This is a genomic window from Trichococcus patagoniensis, assembly GCF_003051085.1.
In the GTDB taxonomy this organism is placed as follows: Bacteria; Bacillota; Bacilli; order Lactobacillales; family Aerococcaceae; genus Trichococcus; species Trichococcus patagoniensis.
The window spans coordinates 1-20277 of record NZ_QAOM01000009.1 but is presented as its reverse complement, the minus strand read 5'-3'; the positions used below and the strand labels follow the sequence as shown (position 1 = coordinate 20277).

Annotated in this window: 16 protein-coding genes; 15 read left to right on the top strand and 1 reads right to left on the bottom strand. The window is 46.4% G+C overall.

The genetic code is table 11. The annotated features are described in order from the left end of the window. The first annotated feature begins 87 nt into the window (after positions 1-87). The 15 genes from C8U37_RS07290 (at position 88) to rbfA (ending at position 19618) form a co-directional block, all read left to right on the top strand. A complete protein-coding gene (locus tag C8U37_RS07290) occupies positions 88-3312 on the top strand; it encodes a DEAD/DEAH box helicase (protein ID WP_108032607.1) in 3225 nt (1074 codons plus the stop codon). Positions 3313-3515: 203 nt separating this feature from the next. Continuing rightward, entirely contained in the window at positions 3516-4301 is a 786-nt protein-coding gene (gene rpsB, locus C8U37_RS07285; RefSeq protein ID WP_086627867.1) for a 30S ribosomal protein S2, read from the top strand. Between the two features lie 136 nt (positions 4302-4437). After that, positions 4438-5319 (top strand): translation elongation factor Ts, encoded by an 882-nt coding sequence (tsf, locus tag C8U37_RS07280; protein ID WP_108032606.1) that lies wholly within the window; start codon positions 4438-4440, stop codon positions 5317-5319. Between the two features lie 87 nt (positions 5320-5406). Further along, positions 5407-6129 (top strand): UMP kinase, encoded by a 723-nt coding sequence (pyrH, locus tag C8U37_RS07275; protein ID WP_108032605.1) that lies wholly within the window; start codon positions 5407-5409, stop codon positions 6127-6129. A gap of 2 nt (positions 6130-6131) precedes the next feature. Next, positions 6132-6689, top strand: coding sequence for a ribosome recycling factor (gene frr / locus C8U37_RS07270; RefSeq protein ID WP_108032604.1), 558 nt, complete (start codon positions 6132-6134; stop codon positions 6687-6689). A 173-nt stretch (positions 6690-6862) separates the two neighbouring features. Next, complete coding sequence (locus C8U37_RS07265; RefSeq protein ID WP_108032603.1) at positions 6863-7624, top strand: undecaprenyl pyrophosphate synthase; 762 nt, start codon at positions 6863-6865, stop codon at positions 7622-7624. Positions 7625-7633: 9 nt separating this feature from the next. After that, on the top strand, positions 7634-8428 hold the full coding sequence (locus tag C8U37_RS07260; RefSeq protein ID WP_108032602.1) for a phosphatidate cytidylyltransferase: 795 nt from the start codon (positions 7634-7636) through the stop codon (positions 8426-8428). 36 nt (positions 8429-8464) lie between these two features. Beyond that, positions 8465-9739 carry an RIP metalloprotease RseP gene (rseP, locus tag C8U37_RS07255; RefSeq protein ID WP_108032601.1) on the top strand — a complete coding sequence of 425 codons (1275 nt, stop codon included), beginning with the start codon at positions 8465-8467 and terminating at the stop codon, positions 9737-9739. An 84-nt stretch (positions 9740-9823) separates the two neighbouring features. Beyond that, positions 9824-14161 carry a PolC-type DNA polymerase III gene (locus C8U37_RS07250; protein WP_108032600.1) on the top strand — a complete coding sequence of 1446 codons (4338 nt, stop codon included), beginning with the start codon at positions 9824-9826 and terminating at the stop codon, positions 14159-14161. A gap of 170 nt (positions 14162-14331) precedes the next feature. Next, positions 14332-14805: a ribosome maturation factor RimP gene (rimP, locus tag C8U37_RS07245; protein ID WP_108032599.1), complete on the top strand. Its 474-nt coding sequence runs from the start codon at positions 14332-14334 to the stop codon at positions 14803-14805. A gap of 32 nt (positions 14806-14837) precedes the next feature. Then, positions 14838-16139, top strand: a complete 1302-nt coding sequence (nusA, locus tag C8U37_RS07240) for a transcription termination factor NusA (RefSeq protein WP_108032598.1) — start codon at positions 14838-14840, stop codon at positions 16137-16139. Between the two features lie 18 nt (positions 16140-16157). Next, positions 16158-16442: an RNase P modulator RnpM gene (rnpM, locus tag C8U37_RS07235; protein WP_108032597.1), complete on the top strand. Its 285-nt coding sequence runs from the start codon at positions 16158-16160 to the stop codon at positions 16440-16442. Then, a complete protein-coding gene (locus tag C8U37_RS07230) occupies positions 16439-16747 on the top strand; it encodes a L7Ae/L30e/S12e/Gadd45 family ribosomal protein (protein WP_086627878.1) in 309 nt (102 codons plus the stop codon). Before rnpM ends, C8U37_RS07230 begins: the two co-directional genes overlap by 4 nt. A gap of 22 nt (positions 16748-16769) precedes the next feature. After that, complete coding sequence (gene infB / locus C8U37_RS07225; RefSeq protein ID WP_108032596.1) at positions 16770-19223, top strand: translation initiation factor IF-2; 2454 nt, start codon at positions 16770-16772, stop codon at positions 19221-19223. 38 nt (positions 19224-19261) lie between these two features. Beyond that, positions 19262-19618, top strand: a complete 357-nt coding sequence (rbfA, locus tag C8U37_RS07220; protein WP_086627880.1) for a 30S ribosome-binding factor RbfA — start codon at positions 19262-19264, stop codon at positions 19616-19618. A 55-nt stretch (positions 19619-19673) separates the two neighbouring features. Here the strand turns inward: rbfA and C8U37_RS07215 are convergent, their stop codons facing one another. Next, the gene (locus tag C8U37_RS07215; RefSeq protein WP_108032595.1) at positions 19674-20234 is read right to left on the bottom strand and encodes a C39 family peptidase; all 561 of its coding nucleotides are present in this window, start codon (positions 20232-20234) and stop codon (positions 19674-19676) included. Positions 20235-20277: the final 43 nt, after the last annotated feature.

Below are 20277 nucleotides of genomic sequence, written 5' to 3'. Positions count from 1 at the left end.
CCTCCATCAAAGGGGAAGAAGGTATATTTTTCGACGAAATTGCAGTACAATAAAGGATGGACAGCAAGAAGCAGAGGAAGTGATAGCGTGAAATGGAGTATGCCGGACAAGTTGATACAAGAGGGACGCGAATATGTGAATGAGGATCGCGTGCTATCCGTGCAACCGGATTTCCACAGCCAGGTTTGGCATTGTGAGGTGCTCGGCAGTAAAATGTATCATGTCACCTTAGACGGGACAGCCAAGGAACAGGATGTATGTCAGTGCAAGTACTGGAAAAATCATCAGTATTGCAAGCATACGATCGCTGTTGAATTGTATCTGAAGGAGAAATGCGGCACCCGTATTCTGACGGAAAGCAGCGCGGAACAGTTTCAGGTCGACGCGGAAACTGCCGGTCAAGAATTTGTGAACGACTTGACGCAGATTTTCTTCCAAGAAAACAAAGGCGCCCAGAGCCTGAACACCCAAGCAGATTTTTTAGTGCAGTATACGCTGCAGGTTCTGCGCATGAAACCAAACAATCTGATGCAAAACACAGGTGAGCATGTATTGGCTCTATCCTTGCGTGCAGGGGTCGACAAACCCTACATGGTCACCAATATCGAACAATTTACGGAACAATTCATCAAACAAGAAAAATGGGAATATCGTCTCGGCGATGGGATCGATTTCCGGACAGTGAAGATACAGGAAATGGACCAGCCCATCATCTACCGGTTGCATAAATTGCTTGAAGAGCAACCCGCTGCGTTGAATAAGCAATTGCTGAACGTCACGGCCAGAAAATTGGATTCCTATCTGATCCTTCCGGCGAGTTCAGCGCACTCCATTTTGGAAGATTTGATCCAAACCGGCCGCGTCGAATGGATCGCCGGCGAGCAAACGTATCCGGATGTGCAGATCAGTCCCGAAAAACCGGGCTATCAATTCCTTTTGGGAAAGAAAGGCAAGGGAATAGAACTTCGCATCCAGTGTGACAATATCATCCATCTGTTGGATTACGACTGGTTGATCGAGGGGAATAAAGTTCACCCACTCAGTGTGCAGCAACATAAACTGTTGGGGTACCTCTCGTTCTTTGAAAAACGTTTTGACGACTCAAATGTGATCGGAATCGAAGAGCCTGATGTATCGGATTTGCTGACCTATGTCATTCCGTTGCTGAAACAGATCGGAACGGTGCACTTCAGCGAAGAATTGGAGCGCAACATCATCGATGAGCCGCTGACTGTTTCCATTCATTTCCGTGGTCCGGCCAAGCGCATAAAGGGTGAAATTTTCTTCAAATATGGCGAAACGGTCTTCCGACAGAACCGCGCCTCGAAAGCAGAGTCCCAATTCCTGATCAGGGACACAATAGGCGAAGAACGGATCCTGCAGGTGTTGGAAAATCTGGAATTCAACATAATCGAAAACCAAGTATCCTTCCTGGCTTCGAAGGATGTTGACCTATTCAGCTTTCTTTACAGGAAAATACCTGTTTTGCGCCGTTATGCTGAGGTCGAATTAAGTCCGGATCTGCAGAATCTGATAGTGGAAAATACAGAGGTGTCAACTTCGGTCCAACGCAGGACGAGGGATTCTTTTTTGGATATCCGTTTTGATGTTGGTGGCATTTCAGAAAATGAAATAGACAGATTGTTGAACAGCCTCAAAAAAAATGATGCCTATTATAAGACGGAAGACGGTCGCATCTTATCTTTGGAGACGGAAACAATGAAAGAGATGAATCGTTTCCTTTCATTGATCAAAGATGAGTCCCAGCTTCATGATGGGACACTCTCCATGCCGATGATCAAGAGCATGACGCTCGAAAAAGAAATCAATGACCTGAACCCTGAGGTCGGCAGCCAAGATTTCCTAAACGAACTGTATCATTTCATCAAGCACCCGAACGAGTTTCCGGCTGAACTGCCGAAAACATTGCAAGCGGATTTGCGTCCGTATCAAGTGACCGGCTTCAAATGGCTGAAGTTTCTCGCTAACTACGGCTTAGGCGGTATTTTGGCTGATGAAATGGGACTCGGCAAAACACTCCAGCTGATTACCTTTCTGCTCAGCGAAGTTGAGGAAGGCAAAAATGATGCCAAACCCGCTTTGGTCATCGCACCGGCTTCACTGATCTACAACTGGAAGTACGAATTTCAAAAATTTGCGCCGTTGCTTAAGATAAGCGTCATCAGCGGCGTGAAAAAGGAACGGGATGAGCAGTTGTCCCAGTTGCCTGAGAACGGCATTGCGATAACCTCTTACCAAAGTTTCCGGCAGGATATCGAGTCCTACCAAAAATGCGACTTCTACGCGATGATTCTGGACGAGTCCCAATACGTCAACAACTACAATACGAAGACGTTCCGTGCCATAGCGAAGATGAATGCCCGGGTAAATATCGCGTTGAGCGGCACGCCGATCGAGAACAGCGTGACGGAATTCTGGGCAATCTTCCAATTGATTTTGCCGGGATTGTTCCCGAAACTGCAGGAATTTAAAAAAATGTCACTCGAGGACATTTCGAAAACAGCCAAACCCTTCATGTTGCGCAGGCTGAAGGCGGATGTTCTGGGCGATCTTCCGGAAAAATCCGAAGCCGATATCTACAGCAGCCTCAACCGCGATCAGAAAATCATGTATTTGGCTTATCTGCAGCAACTGCAGGAAAAGGTATCTGATTATGACAGTGAAGATTTCCAACGGAACCGGATGGAAATATTGGCCGGACTGACCCGTCTGCGTCAAATCTGCTGCGATCCTCGTTTGGTGGATGCGGCCTACGAAGGCGGTTCGGGGAAGTTGGAGCAACTGGTCGAAATATTGAAAAATGCCCAAGAGAACAACCAGCATGTTTTGGTGTTTTCACAGTTCACGTCCATGCTGAAGTTGATCGAAGCGGAGTTGGTCAAGGAAAATCTAAGTCATCTGTATCTCAGCGGAAAAACCCCTCCCGCCGAAAGGCTTACGCTGGTCAATCAGTTCAATGAAGGGCAGACGGATGTCTTTTTGATTTCCCTGAAAGCGGGCGGCACCGGGTTGAATCTGACCGGTGCAGATACGGTCATCCTTTTCGATCTGTGGTGGAACCCGGCAGTAGAAGAGCAAGCCGCAGGGCGAGCACACCGCATCGGCCAAAAGAAAAACGTGCAGGTGTACCGTTTCATCGCTGAGGGAACCATCGAAGAGAAAATCAATCAGCTGCAGCAGGACAAAAAGATGCTCTTTGATCAGTTGATCGTATCCGAAGGGGAAGAGGCGCTCAGCCGCCAACGGTTGACGAACGATGACATCAAGCAGATTTTGGGGATTCAAGCCTGAAATATCCGGTGATGAGGTCGCCTGATATCCATTTCCAGAAAAAAAACTTGCTTCTTTCAGTATAATTCGATATAATTATCAACGGTTCAAAACCACATTTCACACCTTGATCGATACGGCGGACGTTGCTTATCGTAAGATGAGTTTCTGCTGTAGAAGAAATCGGGGGAGGAAAATAAAAAACAAACTTGGAGGAAACAAACATGGCAGTAATTTCAATGAAACAATTATTGGAAGCAGGCGTACACTTCGGTCACCAGACTCGTCGTTGGAACCCAAAAATGAAGAGATACATCTTTACAGAAAGAAACGGTATCTACATCATCGACTTGCAAAAAACGGTGAAATTAGTTGACGAAGCATACAAATATATGCTTAACGTTGCTGAAGAAGGCGGCGTAGCTTTATTCGTAGGTACTAAAAAACAAGCGCAAGATTCAATCAAAGACGAAGCTATCCGTTCAGGTCAGTTCTTCGTAAATCACCGTTGGTTAGGTGGTACTTTGACTAACTGGGATACTATCCAAAAACGTATCAAACGTTTGAAATCAATCGAAGCTATGTCTGAAGACGGCACTTTCGAACTACTTCCTAAAAAAGAAGTTTCTATCTTGAAAAAAGAACAAGAACGTTTGGAAAAATTCTTGGGCGGTATCAAAGATATGCCTAGAATCCCGGATGTAATGTTCATCGTTGACCCAAGAAAAGAAAGAATCGCTGTTCAAGAAGCTCACAAATTGAACATTCCTATCGTCGCTATGGTTGACACTAACTGTGATCCAGATGAAATCGACGTAGTAATCCCTTCAAATGACGATGCTATCCGCGCAGTTAAATTGATCACTGCTAAAATGGCTGATGCTTTCATCGAAGGAAACCAAGGGAAAGATCAAGTTGAAATTTCTGTTGAAGAAACTTTTGCAGCTGAAGCTGACGAAGCAACTTCATTAGAAGAAATCGTTGAAGTCGTAGAAGGCAACAACGAATAATATTTCCTATTTAGTTTGAAGCAACGAGCTGTCTCAGAAAAGAAGAAAGATATAGCCAATTTGGTAGCAGACATCTTTTCTATTCTCTTTGGGACAGCTTTTTTTATGAAAAAGAATATTCAGGAGGAATCATAGAATGGCACAAGTAACAGCAAAAATGGTTAAAGAATTACGCGACATGACAGGCGTAGGCATGATGGATGCTAAAAGAGCTCTAGTAGAAGTCGATGGCGACATGGAAAAAGCGGTTGACTACCTAAGAGAAAATGGTATGGCTAAAGCAGCTAAAAAAGCTGACCGTATCGCTGCTGAAGGACTTGCAAACGTATATGTTGACGGAAATACAGCCGTAATCGCTGAAATCAATGCAGAAACTGACTTTGTTGCGAAAAACGACAAATTCCAAAACTTAGTAGCTGATATCACAGCAATCATCGCTAAAAACAAACCAGAAACTGTGGAAGCTGCTTTAGCAATCGAAACTGCTGACGGTACATTAAACGATGTTATCTTGAGCGCTACTACAGTAATCGGCGAAAAAATTACTTTGCGTCGCTTTACTATCGTTGAAAAAACGGATGCAGATGCTTTTGGTGCTTACCTGCACCAAGGCGGACGTATCGCTGTGTTGACAGTATTGGAAGGAACTACTGATGCGGATGCTGCTAAAGACATCTCTATGCACATCGCTGCCATCAATCCTAAATATGTTTCACGCGACGAAGTTTCTGCTGAAGAACTTGAACATGAAAAGAAAGTTCTGACTGAACAAGCATTGAACGAAGGCAAACCAGCCAACATCGTAGAAAAAATGATCGTAGGCCGTTTGAACAAATTCTTGAGCGAAATTTCATTGAACGATCAACCTTTTGTTAAAGATCCAGATCAAACAGTTTCACAATATGCTGGTTCTAAAGGCGGCGCTGTTACATCATTCGTTCGCTACTCTGTAGGCGAAGGTATCGAAAAACGCTCTGTGGACTTTGCAGAAGAAGTTATGAGCCAAGTTAAAAAATAATGTAAATTGCCCCTTAATTGGGGCTTTTTTATCATAGTCATAAGCCTGATTGATCAGGGGTCAGCCAATTACGGAGGGAAATATAGAATGAGTGAACCAAAATACAAACGCGTTGTTTTAAAACTAAGCGGTGAAGCTTTAGCGGGCAACACTGGTTTCGGAATCAATCCGCCGACGATCGAAGAAATCGTTAAAGAAATCAAAGAAGTACATGACTTAGGCGTAGAAATAGCTATCGTTGTGGGCGGCGGCAATATTTGGCGCGGCACGACAGGCGCTGAAATGGGCATGGAGAGAGCGCAAGCCGACTACATGGGGATGCTGGCGACTGTCATGAATTCTTTGGCTCTGCAGGATGCACTGGAGAATGCAGGCGTTCCGACCCGTGTTCAGACTTCCATCGAAATGAGACAGATTGCCGAACCGTACATCCGCAGACGTGCTGTCCGTCATCTTGAAAAAGGACGCGTTGTGATCTTTGCTGCCGGTACCGGCAATCCTTACTTCTCTACTGATACGACAGCAGCCCTTCGTGCCGCTGAAATAAATGCTGACGTTATTTTGATGGCTAAGAACAATGTTGATGGGGTCTATTCATCCGATCCGATGAAGGACTTGAACGCAACAAAATTCTCTGAATTGACTCATTTGGATGTTATTTCCAAAGGACTGCAAGTAATGGATACTACAGCAAGCTCATTAAGCATGGATAACGACATCCCGCTGGTTGTATTTAACTTAAACAGACAAGGGAATATTCGCCGTGTTATACTGGGAGAAGATATCGGAACGACTGTTAGGGGGAAATAATCATGGTTAAAGCAATCCTTGATAATGCGATCGACAGAATGAAAAAAACGGAAGCTGCATTGATCCGCGAGCTTGGCTCGATTCGTGCAGGCCGCGCGAATGCGAGTTTATTGGATCGCATCGAAGTGGAATACTACGGAACGAACACGCCAGTGAATCAATTGGCTTCCATCACGATTCCTGAAGGACGCATGTTGTTGGTAACACCATACGATAAATCCAGTATCGGTGATATCGAACGTGCGATTTACCAAAGCGACTTGGGCATCAACCCAGCCAATGACGGGAGTGTCATCCGTTTGGTGATCCCGGCACTGACTTCAGAGCGACGCAAAGAGTTGGCAAAAACTGTCGGCAAAGAAAACGAAGCGGCTAAGGTCTCTATCCGTAATATTCGCCGCGATGCCATTGAAGCATTGAAAAAAGCAGAAAAGAACAAAGAAATCACAGAAGATGAGTTGCGCACTTATGAAAAGAAAGTGCAAGAGTTCACCGACAAATCTTCCAAAGAAATCGACAAAATAACAGCTGACAAAGAAAAAGAAATTTTGGACGTTTAAAATTTCATCCGTTGAAAAGGAGCCAGGGCACAAATCATTTCGAATGATTTGTGCCCTGGCTCTTTTTAAAATAGTGGCCACACTTAAATATTTTATAAATTCCTGTTAATCATAGGAATTCAAGCGGGTTTTTGTTAAAATATAGAGAGTTATGAAAAAGTGAGGGATAAAGCATGGCTCTATTCAAGAGTGAGAATCCAAAAACAGAAATGCCGTTCGATGAAAACGGCATCGTTCCAGCCCATGTCGCCATCATCATGGACGGAAATGGCCGTTGGGCAAAGAAAAAATTGATGCCGCGGGTCTACGGACACAAAGAGGGCATGAATACCGTGAAAAGGATAGCCATAGAAGCAAGCGGCCTTGATGTAAAGGTATTGACGCTATATGCCTTTTCAACAGAAAACTGGAAACGTCCGACTGACGAAGTCAATTTTTTGATGGGTTTGCCCATCGATTTTTTTGATGTGTTCATGCCGGAATTGATGCAGAACAACATCAAAGTGACAACCATCGGCTGGATTGATCAATTACCCGAAAAGACGCTGAAGGTAGTGCAAAATGCGATCGAAAAAACGAAAGACAATACCGGCTTGATTCTGAATTTCGCTCTGAATTACGGTTCCAGGGCTGAAATCCTTCAAGCGACAAAAATGATTGCGCGCGATGTCGCAACGGGAAAACTCTCGGAAGACGAAATCACCGATGAAGTATTCTCCGGATACCTATTCACAAGTGTGCTTGGTGAATGGCAGGATCCCGACTTGCTGATCCGCACCAGCGGGGAAATCCGTTTGAGCAACTTCTTGCTTTGGCAGGCTGCTTACAGTGAAATGTACTTTACGGAAGAATTTTGGCCTGATTTTTCAACGACCAGCTTGCGGGCTGCGTTAGCTGAATATCAGCATCGCAATCGTCGTTTCGGCGGCATATAGGAGGATCTTATGAAAACTAGAGTAATCACAGGCATAGTGGCTGCCGCCGTGTTTATCCCATTCTTATGGCTTGGGGGACTGGCGCTGCAACTGCTCATGACAGCAATCGGTTTGATCGCTGTCCAAGAATTACTGAAGATGAAAAAGCTGACCATCTTCAGTGTGGAGGGTATCATCACCGCTTTGGCGACCGTCCTATTGATGTTGCCGGAATCCTATCTGCATTTCATCCCTGACGGCATCGATGCGATGCTTTTGATTTATTTGGAAGCATTGATACTGTTCGTATTCACAGTATTCTCAAGAAATGATTTCACCTTTGACGATGCGGCCGCTTCCGTGCTGACATCCCTTTATGTCGGGAGAGGATTCTATTACTTCATGCAGACAAGGGATATCGGATTTTGGATGGTGCTTTTAGTGCTGTTCATCATCTGGGGGACGGATATCGGCGCTTACATGATAGGCAGAAAAATAGGCAAGAACAAATTGGCACCGGCAATCAGCCCCAACAAAACAATCGAAGGCTCCGTCGGCGGATCGATCGCTGCGGTGCTGATCGCTATCGTGTTTTTCCATTACTACAATCCGTTGGGGTTATCGATGGGCCTCCAGATTATGCTGGCAGCCCTGCTTTCGGTCTGTGGGCAGATGGGTGATTTGGTCGAATCGGCATTCAAACGTTATTTTGGCGTGAAGGATGCCGGGAAGATATTGCCCGGACATGGCGGCATGCTCGATCGTTTCGACAGTACGCTTTTTGTGATGCCTGTGTTCCATATTTTTCTGAATTTCATATTTTAAGAACAGCAAGGCAAGATACAGAAAGGGAGGGATTACATGTTTCAGACAATCATAACGTTCATCATCGTGTTCAGCATATTAGTGATCATCCATGAATTCGGCCATTTCTATTTTGCAAAAAAAGCTGGCATTTTGGTTCGTGAATTCGCAATCGGAATGGGACCGAAAATTTTCTCTCACCGCAAAAACGGAACGACCTATACGATCCGGATGCTGCCTATCGGCGGCTATGTGAGGATGGCCGGCATCGGGGATGAGGATACCGAGTTGAAACCCGGTATGCCGCTTAACATATCCCTGGATGAGGCACAACAGGTCACTCAAATAGATTTAAGCAATAAACAGCATCTGCATGCTGTTCCGATAGAATTACTGGAAGCTGATCTGGAACAGGCGCTCTTCATAAAGGGCATCATTCCGGGAAGCTCGGAACCTATTACCTATGAAGTCAAACGCGATGCGACAATCATCGAAGCGGACGGAACAGAGGTTCAGATCGCTCCCATCGATGTGCAATACCAATCAGCACCCTTGCTGAAACGGATGATGACAAACTTTGCCGGACCGATGAATAATTTCATTTTGGGTATTGCGGTGTTCATCGCGATTGCGTTCGTGCAAGGCGGCGTTACGGTCAACGATAATCGCCTAGGTGAAATCCAACCTGACAGCCCTGCTGAAGCAGCCGGATTACGGGCGGATGATGAAGTCCTGGCTGTGAACGGCGAAGAAATCGCTGAATGGACGGAACTGGTTGCGTCCATTCAAGCCAATCCGGGCAACGAAATCACACTCTCTGTCGTGACTGACGGACAGGAAGCGCGTGATGTCCTCGTCACGCCCGACACGAAAACCGATGAACAAGGCAATGACTATGGGCTGATTGGTGTCGCTCCCCCGATGGATCGCACCTTGATGGCTAAAATCAGTTACGGGTTCGAAGAATTTTGGTTGATAGCCACTTCGATCTTCGGATTGGTCTTCTCCATGTTCAGGACCGGCTTCCAAGCCGATTCATTCGGGGGGCCTGTCGCCATCTATGCGGCAACGGAACAAGTTGTTGATTATGGCTTTCTGAGCGTGCTCAGTTTCTTGGCCTACTTGAGCATCAACCTTGGTGTCGTGAATCTTTTGCCGATTCCGGCATTGGATGGCGGGAAACTGCTGCTGAACGTAGTGGAAGGAATCAGAGGCAAGCCGCTGGATCCAGAGAAGGAAGGCATCATCACAGCTATCGGAATGGGGCTGTTGCTCCTGCTGATGGTCATCGTCACTTGGAACGATATCCAAAGATTTTTCTTTGGCCAATGATTTAGGAAGAAAATAGAAAGATTCAAAGAAAGGAAAGCTCATTCTTTGGATCTTTTTGTTTGTTAGTTGAGAAGGAGCGATCAAATGGCATTATCGAAACATGAATTGTTCCAGCAGATGCTGGAACAGATAAATCTGCATCACAAGCCGGAGTACCTGCCGTATTTTGAAAACGGGGAAATCGAACAGGTCATCGTGCATAAAAAATCCAAATTATGGTCATTCCAGTTCGTTTTTGATAACGTCCTGCCTTTCGAAGTGTTCAATGCTTTGATGAACCACATGAAAATAAAATTTCAATCCATCGCCACGATCGATTTTCAGATCAAAACAAGGAAACCGATCCTGACCAACGAAAGCATCCTGGATTATTGGGAAACGATCGTCCAGCGCAGCAACATATCCTCGCCGCTGGTCCAGACGCTTTTTGCTAAACATACGCCAGTCGTCTTGAACAACAAAGTCGTGATCAATGTTGAAAATGAGATCACCAAAAATCATTTAGCGGATAACTACTTATCGGTGATCCAACAGAATTATCTGGTCTTGGGGTTCCCTAGTTTCCAAATCACGATCGAAGTGGACGAGGAAGCATCCGAAGCCAGAATGGCGCAATATCTGGCAAGGAAACAAGAGCAGGATGAAATGTTGGTCAAACAAGCAGAAGAAGCCATCAAACAAAACCAACAGGACAGACAACGCAGTGACGGCTCGCAATCGAAAGCAGGCAACAATGGCCCCTTGCTGATCGGCAGACAAATCTCCGGCAAGGAAGAAATCAAGCAGATGGCGTCGATCACTGAAGAAGAGCGTTCCGTGGTCATCGAAGGCTACATTTTTGACAGCGAAATCCGGGAACTGCGCTCCGGCCGTAAATTGCTCGTATTCAAAATGACGGATTACACTTCCTCGTTTTCGGTGAAGCTGTTCTCGTCAAATGAAACAGATGAACAAAACTTCGAGCTGGTCAAAAAAGGCATCTGGGTGCGCGTTCGCGGGAGTGTCCAGGAAGACACGTTCATGCGTGACTTGGTTGTGAATGGCCGTGACGTCAATGAGGTGGCGCATGCGGAACGGAAAGATCGTGCGCCCGAAGATGAAAAAAGAGTCGAATTGCATCTGCACTCAAATATGAGTCAGATGGATGCCACCAATGGCATCGGTGATTTTGTCAAACAAGCAGCCAAATGGGGACACAAAGCCATTGCGCTGACTGACCATGCCGCCGCGCAAGGCTATCCCGACGCCCATGCAGCCGGAAAAGCGAATAATGTGAAAATATTGTACGGGATTGAAGCGTACGTCGTCGATGACGGTGTTCCGATTGCCTATAATCCGGTCCATGAGGATCTTAGCGAAGCGATCTATGTCGTATTCGACGTGGAAACGACGGGCTTGTCGGCAGTGTACGACAAGATCATTGAGCTGGCTGCCGTAAAAATGTACAAAGGAAATGTCATTGAGACATTCGAAGAGTTCATCAATCCGGGTCATCCTTTATCGCAGACGACCATCCAATTGACCGGCATAACCGATGACATGGTGCGTGACTCCAAACCGGAAAAAACGGTGTTGGAGGAGTTCGCGGCATTCTCTGAAGGTTCCATTCTCGTAGCCCACAATGCCAGTTTTGACATGGGCTTCCTGAACAACAGTTATGAACGCCATGGCATGCCAGAGGCGCCGCATCCGGTGATCGACACCTTGGAGATGTCCCGTTTCTTGCACCCAAACTTGAAATCCCATCGTTTGAATACATTAGCGAAACGCTATGGTGTCGGCTTGGAACAGCATCACCGAGCAGTTTATGATTCCGAAACAACGGGGGCACTCTGCTGGATATTCCTGAAAGAAGCACGCGAAGATCATAATATCCTGTTTCATGATGAACTCAACAAATACATTGGCGGCGGCGATTCGTACAAACGGGCACGGCCGTTCCACGCAACGATTTTGGCAAAAAATCAAGATGGACTGAAGGACCTGTTCAAAATCATATCTGCTTCGAATATCGAGTATTATTACCGGACACCGCGCCTTCCGCGCAGCGTTCTGCAAGCAATCCGGGGAAACCTGTTGATCGGTTCTGCCTGCAGCGAAGGCGAGATATTTGAGGCGATGATGCAAAAAGGGGCAGAGGTAGCAAAGGAGAAAGCCAAGTTCTACGATTACATCGAAGTCATGCCGAAAGAGGTTTATGCCCCGCTCATCACGAAGGAATTAGTCAAGAATGAAAGCGATCTGGAGGAAATCATCACCCAAATCGTTGCCATCGGGGATGAACTGGGCAAAACGGTCGTCGCAACCGGGAATGTCCATTATCTGAACAAGGAGGACGCCATCTACCGGGAAATATTGATCGGGTCCTTGAAAGTGAACCAAGGGAAAGTTCTGCATATGCCGGAAGCCCATTTCCGGACGACAGATGAGATGTTGGACTGCTTCTCCTTCCTGGGGAAAGAAAAAGCCAAGGAAATCGTCGTGTACAATACCCAGAAAATTGCTGACAGCACTGAAGTGATCGTGCCGATCAAAGATCAATTGTATACACCCAACATGGAAGGTGCGAATGAGGAAGTCACGCGACTTTCCTACGATGAGGCTAAGCGTCTTTATGGCGAAGAACTCCCTGAGCTGGTCGAAAAAAGACTGGAGAAAGAGCTTAATTCGATCATCGGCAACGGCTTCTCGGTCATCTATCTGATTTCCCAAAAATTGGTGCTGAAGAGCAACCAGGACGGTTACCTGGTAGGGTCCCGGGGCTCGGTCGGCTCAAGTTTTGTAGCCACGATGACCGGGATAACGGAAGTCAACCCTTTGCCGCCGCATTACCGCTGTCCTGAATGCAAATATTCCTACTTCTATGAAGACGGTTCGGTCGGTTCCGGTTACGATTTGGAAAAGAAGGACTGCCCGAAATGCGGGGCGAACATGGATCGCGATGGGCACGATATCCCATTCGAAACCTTCCTTGGTTTTTACGGAGACAAAGTACCCGATATCGACTTGAACTTCTCAGGGGAATATCAAGCACATGCCCATGCCTACACGAAGGAGCTCTTCGGGGAGGAGTATGTGTACCGTGCCGGAACGATCGGTACGGTAGCGGACAAGACGGCCTTTGGATATGTCAAAGCCTATGAGCGGGATCACAACTTCAGATTCTCATCAGCGGAAATTGATCGCTTGGCAAAAGGCTGCACAGGCGTTAAGCGGACGACAGGACAGCATCCCGGTGGCATCATCGTCATTCCGGACTATATGGATGTCTACGATTTTACGCCGATCCAGTTTCCGGCCGATGCCCAGGATTCTGAGTGGAAAACAACTCATTTCGACTTCCACTCCATCCATGATAACGTGCTGAAATTGGACATACTTGGACACGATGATCCGACCGTTATCCGGATGCTGCAGGATCTGTCCGGAATCGATCCGCAGACAATCCCGCCCAATGATCCGGATGTCATGAAAATATTCAGTGGCACCGAAGTGTTGGGTATCACGCCGGATCAGATATTCAGTAAAACCGGCACACTCGGAATACCTGAATTTGGAACGCGCTTTGTCCGGGGCATGCTTGAGCAGACGAGTCCGAACACCTTTGCGGAGTTGCTGCAGATTTCCGGCCTTTCCCATGGGACCGATGTCTATCTGGGCAATGCCGAAACGCTTATCCGCGAGAACAACATCCCGTTGGCGGACGTTATCGGCTGTCGTGATGACATCATGGTCTATCTGATCCATCACGGTATGGATGACGGTCTGGCCTTCAAAATCATGGAGAGTGTCCGTAAAGGGAAAGGGATCCCTGATGATTGGCAGGCAGAGATGAGGGCGAAGGAAATACCTGAATGGTATATCCAATCGTGCCTCAAGATCAAATATATGTTCCCGAAAGCCCATGCTGCCGCTTACGTACTGATGGCTTTGCGCGTCGCTTATTTCAAAGTGCACCAACCGATCCGTTATTACTGTGCCTTCTTCTCCGTGCGCGCGCAGGATTTCGATTTGGTCGCGATGACGCAAGGGAAAGAAATGATCAAGACCCGCATGAAAGAAATCATGGATAAGGGTTTGGAAGCTTCGGTCAAGGAAAAAAGTTTGCTGACCGTAATGGAATTGGCGAACGAAATGGTCGAGCGCGGCTTCACCTTCAAAATGGTAGACTTGGACAAATCGCATGCGAAGAACTTTGTGATTGAAGGGGATACGCTGATTGCGCCATTCCGTGCCATTCAAGGGCTGGGAGAAAACGTGGCGAACCAAATCGTTCAAGCGAGGGAAAACCAACCATTCCTGTCAAAAGAGGATCTGGCGACAAGAGGGAAGGTTTCGAAGACGATCATCGACTATATGAATGAAAATGGCGTGTTGAAAAACTTACCTGACGAAAATCAACTTTCTTTATTTGATTTTTAGGGGAAGGCTATTCCAAAGCCATTAGATTGGTAAGTCCTTGCATTTACTGACACAATGGTGTATGATTATATGAGAATAAGTCGTCGGATGGAGTGAGCGGAAACGCTCACTCTTTTTACGCAGTCAGCCAATGTATGACAGTGGTGTAGGATTGATAAAGGAGGATTTCTGTGAGTCGTGTAGTAGATGAAGTTCGAGAAGTGGTTCAACCAATAGTTGATGAACAGAATTTAGAATTAGTGGATATGGAGTTTTTGAAGGAAGGGAAAAACTGGTTTCTCAGAATCTATATAGATAAACCAGGCGGCATCGATATCGAAGAGTGTGCATTGATCAGCGAAAAAGTCAGTGAAGCTTTGGATGCCATCGACCCGGATCCGATCCCGCAAGCGTATTTCCTGGAGGTGTCCTCACCAGGAGCAGAGCGTCCATTAAAGACTGAAGCAGATATGCAGAATGCCATCGGTAAATACGTGCATCTGTCCTTCTATCAGGCGATTGATGGTGAGAAGTTCTACGAAGGAACGTTGAAGGAGTTAAATGACGAGTCCGTCGTATTGACGATCAGAATCAAAACCAGAACAAAAGATATCGAAATCGAAAGAAAACAGATTGCAAACGCAAGATTGGCTATCCAATTTTAATCATTTTTTGAGAGTAGGAGTGAAGAAGTAATATGAGCAAAGAAATGTTAAGTGCTCTTGAAGTGTTGGAAAAAGACAAAGGTATTTCAAAAGAGATTGTCATCAGTGCGTTGGAAGCTGCGCTTGTGTCCGCATACAAACGTAATTATGGTCAGGCCCAAAACGTTGAAGTGGAATTCGATATGAAAAAGGGAGATATTCATGTCTACGCTGTTAAAGAAGTAGTGGATATGGTGTTTGATTCGACTTTGGAAGTAAGCCTGGAGGATGCTCTGCAGATCAACAAAGCATACGAATTAGGCGACAAAATCCGTTTTGAGGTCACTCCCAAAGATTTTGGACGGATTGCCGCTCAGACAGCCAAGCAAGTCATCATGCAACGTATCCGTGAAGCGGAACGCAGCATCGTATACAATCAATTCATCGCCTATGAGAATGACATTTTGACAGGTGTCGTCGAAAGAATGGACAGCCGTTATATCTATGTGAGCCTCGGGAAAATTGAAGCGGTATTGTCTAAGCAAGAGCAGATTCCGAATGAAACGTTCCAGCCGCACGACCGCATCAAAGTGTACATCACAAAAGTCGAAAACACTTCAAAAGGGCCGCAGGTATTTGTCAGCCGCAGTCATCCCGACTTGCTGAAGCGCTTGTTTGAGCAAGAGGTTCCTGAAATCTTCGATGGCGTAGTCGAAATCGTTTCGATCGCACGTGAAGCCGGAGACCGTTCAAAAGTAGCCGTGCGCTCCCGCGATAAGAACGTCGACCCTGTCGGCACCTGTGTGGGACCACGAGGTCAGCGTGTCCAAGCGATCGTAAATGAATTGCGCGGAGAAAATATGGATATCGTTGAATGGAACGAAGATCCGTCGATCTACATCGGAAATGCATTGAATCCGGCACAAGTCGTGAATGTGGATTTCCATCAAGCAGACGGCAGTTGCACAGTCATCGTTCCTGATTATCAGCTATCCTTGGCAATCGGTAAAAAAGGTCAAAATGCGCGCTTAGCGGCCAAATTGACAGGCTATAAAATCGATATCAAGTCCGAAACGGAGTATAATAAGTTATTGATGGAATCCGGTGCTCAAAAAGTTGCAGCAGATGAAGAAGATGCTGATGCAATCAATTCCTTCGCTGGCTTGGATAAGATATTTACGGCTGAGGAAGTCGCTGAAGATATCGCTGTTCCAGCGGACGAAACGGATTATACGGAAGAATACGAAAACGATGAAAAAATCCTTGATCCTGAAGATGTAGAGCAGCTGATCTCGGAAGTCGAGACAGATCCGGAACAAAGCTATGATGAATTAGCAGAGGACTATCAAGACTAATCAGTGAGGTGAAGGTTTATGAAGACAAGAAAAGTTCCGATGAGGAAATGTGTCGTCTCCAATGAGATGAAACCAAAAAAAGAATTGGTCCGAATCGTAAAAAATCAAGCAGGTGAAATCGCCATTGACCCTACCGGCCGCATGAATGGCCGTGGAGCCTATGTCTCTCTGGAACCTGCATTGGTGCAGAAGGCTTGGAAGCAACACATTTTGGACAAACACCTCGAGATCGCGATCAGTGATGCGTTCTATCAGGAGTTGTTCGATTATGTCGAACACCAAAAAGCAAGGAGCTTATTATGACACCTGAAGATAAGATGTTGAATTTGCTCGGATTGGCATTGCGTGCCGGCAAACTGATCACAGGTGAAGAAATGACCATCAAGTCCATCCAAAAAAATGAAGCAGTCTTCGTCCTCTGTGCGACGGACTGCAGCGATAACACCAAAGAAAAATTAGAAAACAAATGCCGCTATTATGAAGTCCCGTTCCTGGTGCATTTCACTTCGGAACAAATCAGTCAAGCAATAGGCAAGTCCCGTTCCATTTGCGCCTTGACAGATAGAGGATTCGCTAAAAGTTTCATGCGGCTGAAAGGAACAAAGTAATGAGATAAGGGAAGGTGATGACATGGAAAAAAAACGTGTCTACGAGTATGCAAACGAACACAAGATATCCAGCAAAACGGTGTTGGATAAAGCAAAACAATTGGGGATCGATTATCATAGCCATATGTCAACCATGGAAGACGGAGACATCAAAAAGTTGAACCAATCCATCTCTTCCACTGCTGGGAATCAGGTTGCCAAGCCAAGTGCACCGCAATCCAATGCGACACAGAAGAAGCAACCAGCAGACAGCAAAAAGGCGCCTGCAACCGGAATACATAAACCTACTGATAAGAGTGAACTGAGGAAAAACACAGACATGAAAAATAAACCATCGAATCCTTCTCCGAATCCAAAAAACGGTTCCGAAAATAAAGGACAAACAAGAACTACAGCAGAAAAGAATACAAATCGGCCGGCGCAAGCCACAAGCCAAGCTGGACAAAACCGTCCAAATACTAAAATGAATCGAGTTGACTCTGTTTCGCCAAACAAATCAAATGACAAACCAGTGCAGAAAACTGCAAACACGAATACTACTACCAATGCGCCAGCCAAATCAAACCGTCCATCATACGGTCAAAATTCAGGCGGATCCAATCCGCGCAGCCAAGGAAATCAAGGGAGAGGCAACAATCCCTACAACAAAAACAAACGCTCGAAGTTCAAAAAAGGCACGACCAAGCAAGGACCGGCAGTTCCTCCACGCAAATTCCGTGAGTTACCGGAAACATTCGTCTATACAGACGGCATGAATGTAATGGAAGTTGCCAAAAAGCTTCACCGTGAGCCAGCTGAAATCATCAAAAAGTTATTCCTGATGGGCATCATGGTCACTCAAAACCAAGCATTGGGAAAAGATGCTTTGGAATTGTTGGCTACTGATTATGGCATCGAAGCCGAAGAAAAAATTGTTCAGGATATTTCCGATTTGGACAGCTATTTCGAAATGGAAGAAAATCCGGAAGAATTAGTTGCAAGACCTCCAGTTGTCACTATCATGGGTCACGTCGATCATGGTAAAACGACGCTTTTGGATTCACTGCGCAACACGAACGTAATCCAAACCGAAGCAGGCGGAATCACGCAGCATATCGGCGCTTATCAGGTCAAAATCGATGGCAAGCCGATCACGTTTTTGGATACACCAGGACATGCTGCCTTTACGACGATGCGTGCCCGCGGAGCGGATGTCACAGATATCACAATCATCGTTGTCGCAGCTGACGACGGTGTGATGCCACAGACAATCGAAGCCATCAGCCACGCAAAAGCGGCTGATGTTCCCATCATCGTTGCCGTAAACAAAATCGACAAACCGACAGCAAATCCAGATCGCGTCATGCAGGAACTATCCGATCAAGGTTTGGTTCCGGAAGCTTGGGGCGGCGAAACGATTTTCGTCAACATCTCAGCTAAATTCGGTCAAGGGATCGATGAATTGTTGGAAATGATCTTGTTGGTTGCTGAGGTTCAGGAATTGAAAGCTAATCCGAATCGTTTAGCGATCGGTTCCGTAATCGAAGCCCGTTTGGATAAATCAAAAGGACCGATCGCTACCGTCTTGGTGCAGTCAGGTACTTTGAAAATCGGCGATCCGATCGTAGTAGGTAACACGCATGGCCGTGTCCGCGTAATGACCAACGATCAAGGCAGACGCGTGAAAACGGCTGGACCTGCAATGCCAGTCGAAATCACAGGTTTGAATGCAGCACCGCAAGCCGGGGATCACTTTGTTGTCTTTGAAGATGAGAAGACAGCGCGTCAAGCCGGTGAAGAACGTGCGAAACGTGCCCTTATGGAGCAACGTTCAACGCAGAATCGCGTGACTTTGGACAACTTGTTCTCCAGCTTGAAAGACGGAGAACTTAAAGATGTCAATGTCATCATCAAGGCTGACGTGCAAGGTTCAGTTGAAGCCTTGGCTGCGAGCTTACAAAAGATCGAGGTCGAAGGTGTCCGCGTCAAGATCGTTCACTCGGCAGCAGGCGCAATCAACGAGAGTGACGTTACCTTGGCGGCAGCCAGCAACGCGATCATGATCGGATTCAACGTCCGTCCGACTCCTCAAGCGAAGATCCAAGCGGATAACGAAAATGTGGACATCCGTCTGCACCGCATCATCTACAATGCCATCGATGAAATCGAAACAGCGATGAATGGGATGCTGGATCCTGAATTCGAAGAGCAAGTAACCGGTCAAGCGCTTATCCGTGAGACCTATAAAGTTTCTAAAGTCGGCACAATCGGTGGAGCTTTCGTAACCGATGGCTACATCGGAAGAAGCAGCAGTATCCGTATCATCCGCGACAACATCGTCATTTTCGACGGCAAACTTGCCAGCTTGAAACGATTCAAGGATGATGCCAAAGAAGTTAAAAAAGGCTTCGAATGTGGTGTGATGATCGAAGATTACAACGATATCCGCATCGATGATGTCATCGAAGCGTATCATATGGTTGAAATCAAGAAATAAAGCGCCACAGCAATCGAACTAGTGAGAGGTGAACCGAAATGGCTAATTTCAGAGCAGGAAGAATCAAACAAGAAATACAACGCGAAGTGAATGATATCTTGGCTAAGCGTGTAAAAGATCCGCGTGTTGCGAATGTAAACATCACTGATGTGGAAATCACCGGTGACTTGCAGCAAGCAACCATCTATTACAGCACATTGTCGGAACTTGCCAGCGATCGTGAAAAAACGCAACTGGGATTGGATAAGGCTACTGGCCTTGTCCGCAAGGAACTTGGAACGCGTTTGACACTTTACAAGACACCGGAATTGATCTTTAAACGTGATGAATCGGTGGCTTACGGCAGCAAGATCGATGAATTGATCCGCAAAATGCATGAGGACGAAAAGAAATAAATTCCGCTAGTGTTGAAACAAACAAAAGAATAGGGTTCCGGATAAAACCGGAATCCTATTCTTTTGTCTGCATTTCCGCCTGACCGGGCGTCCCAGCTCTGATGTAGATGGCTTGTTTGCCCATTTGTTCCCAAGCCAGGATAAATTTCTGCCTGTCGACTTTCTGGTCCTTTTGGCCGTAGGGATTGTTTATGTAAAGACTATCGGCATCGTACCCGACAACCACAACGCTGTGCATGATGTAGCTGATGTTGACCGGGCCTGTCGGCGTTTGCCACACTTCCAACGCATCATCGGGCAGGAAAGTTGTCGTAGTGACGACCCAAACAGGGAAGCCTCGGTCAAGGGCAGAAAGGACAGAAGTGAAGTCCTGTCCGCTGATATCCTCCACGCGATCGGATGGGATGTATTCGGCTGCCAATGCCGCTATCGGGCCATGGTAGACGCAAAAACCGTAGTCCGACCCGGTCACATCGCCAACAAACCCCTCATTCGGGTTGCCGTGAAGTCCGCTCTCATAGTAGATGGGAACGATGGGGAGCTTGTCAGCGAGCTCATTTTTCGTATTATAGGAAAGTATATAATTTTTCGGCTGTGGAATGTTGTGCTGGCGCATGTTTCACAGTTTTTGTTTTGGTTCCACAATGGTAAAATAGAGG

Bases quoted from the DNA above. Each gene is read 5' to 3' on its own strand.
- rpsB (WP_086627867.1), top strand. From the start codon at position 3,516: ATGGCAGTAATTTCAATGAAACAATTATTGGAAGCAGGCGTACACTTC.
- tsf (WP_108032606.1), top strand. From the start codon at position 4,438: ATGGCACAAGTAACAGCAAAAATGGTTAAAGAATTACGCGACATGACA.
- pyrH (WP_108032605.1), top strand. From the start codon at position 5,407: ATGAGTGAACCAAAATACAAACGCGTTGTTTTAAAACTAAGCGGTGAA.
- frr (WP_108032604.1), top strand. From the start codon at position 6,132: ATGGTTAAAGCAATCCTTGATAATGCGATCGACAGAATGAAAAAAACG.
- C8U37_RS07265 (WP_108032603.1), top strand. From the start codon at position 6,863: ATGGCTCTATTCAAGAGTGAGAATCCAAAAACAGAAATGCCGTTCGAT.
- C8U37_RS07260 (WP_108032602.1), top strand. From the start codon at position 7,634: ATGAAAACTAGAGTAATCACAGGCATAGTGGCTGCCGCCGTGTTTATC.
- rseP (WP_108032601.1), top strand. From the start codon at position 8,465: ATGTTTCAGACAATCATAACGTTCATCATCGTGTTCAGCATATTAGTG.
- C8U37_RS07250 (WP_108032600.1), top strand. From the start codon at position 9,824: ATGGCATTATCGAAACATGAATTGTTCCAGCAGATGCTGGAACAGATA.
- nusA (WP_108032598.1), top strand. From the start codon at position 14,838: ATGAGCAAAGAAATGTTAAGTGCTCTTGAAGTGTTGGAAAAAGACAAA.
- rnpM (WP_108032597.1), top strand. From the start codon at position 16,158: ATGAAGACAAGAAAAGTTCCGATGAGGAAATGTGTCGTCTCCAATGAG.
- C8U37_RS07230 (WP_086627878.1), top strand. From the start codon at position 16,439: ATGACACCTGAAGATAAGATGTTGAATTTGCTCGGATTGGCATTGCGT.
- infB (WP_108032596.1), top strand. From the start codon at position 16,770: ATGGAAAAAAAACGTGTCTACGAGTATGCAAACGAACACAAGATATCC.
- rbfA (WP_086627880.1), top strand. From the start codon at position 19,262: ATGGCTAATTTCAGAGCAGGAAGAATCAAACAAGAAATACAACGCGAA.
- C8U37_RS07215 (WP_108032595.1), bottom strand. From the start codon at position 20,234: ATGCGCCAGCACAACATTCCACAGCCGAAAAATTATATACTTTCCTAT.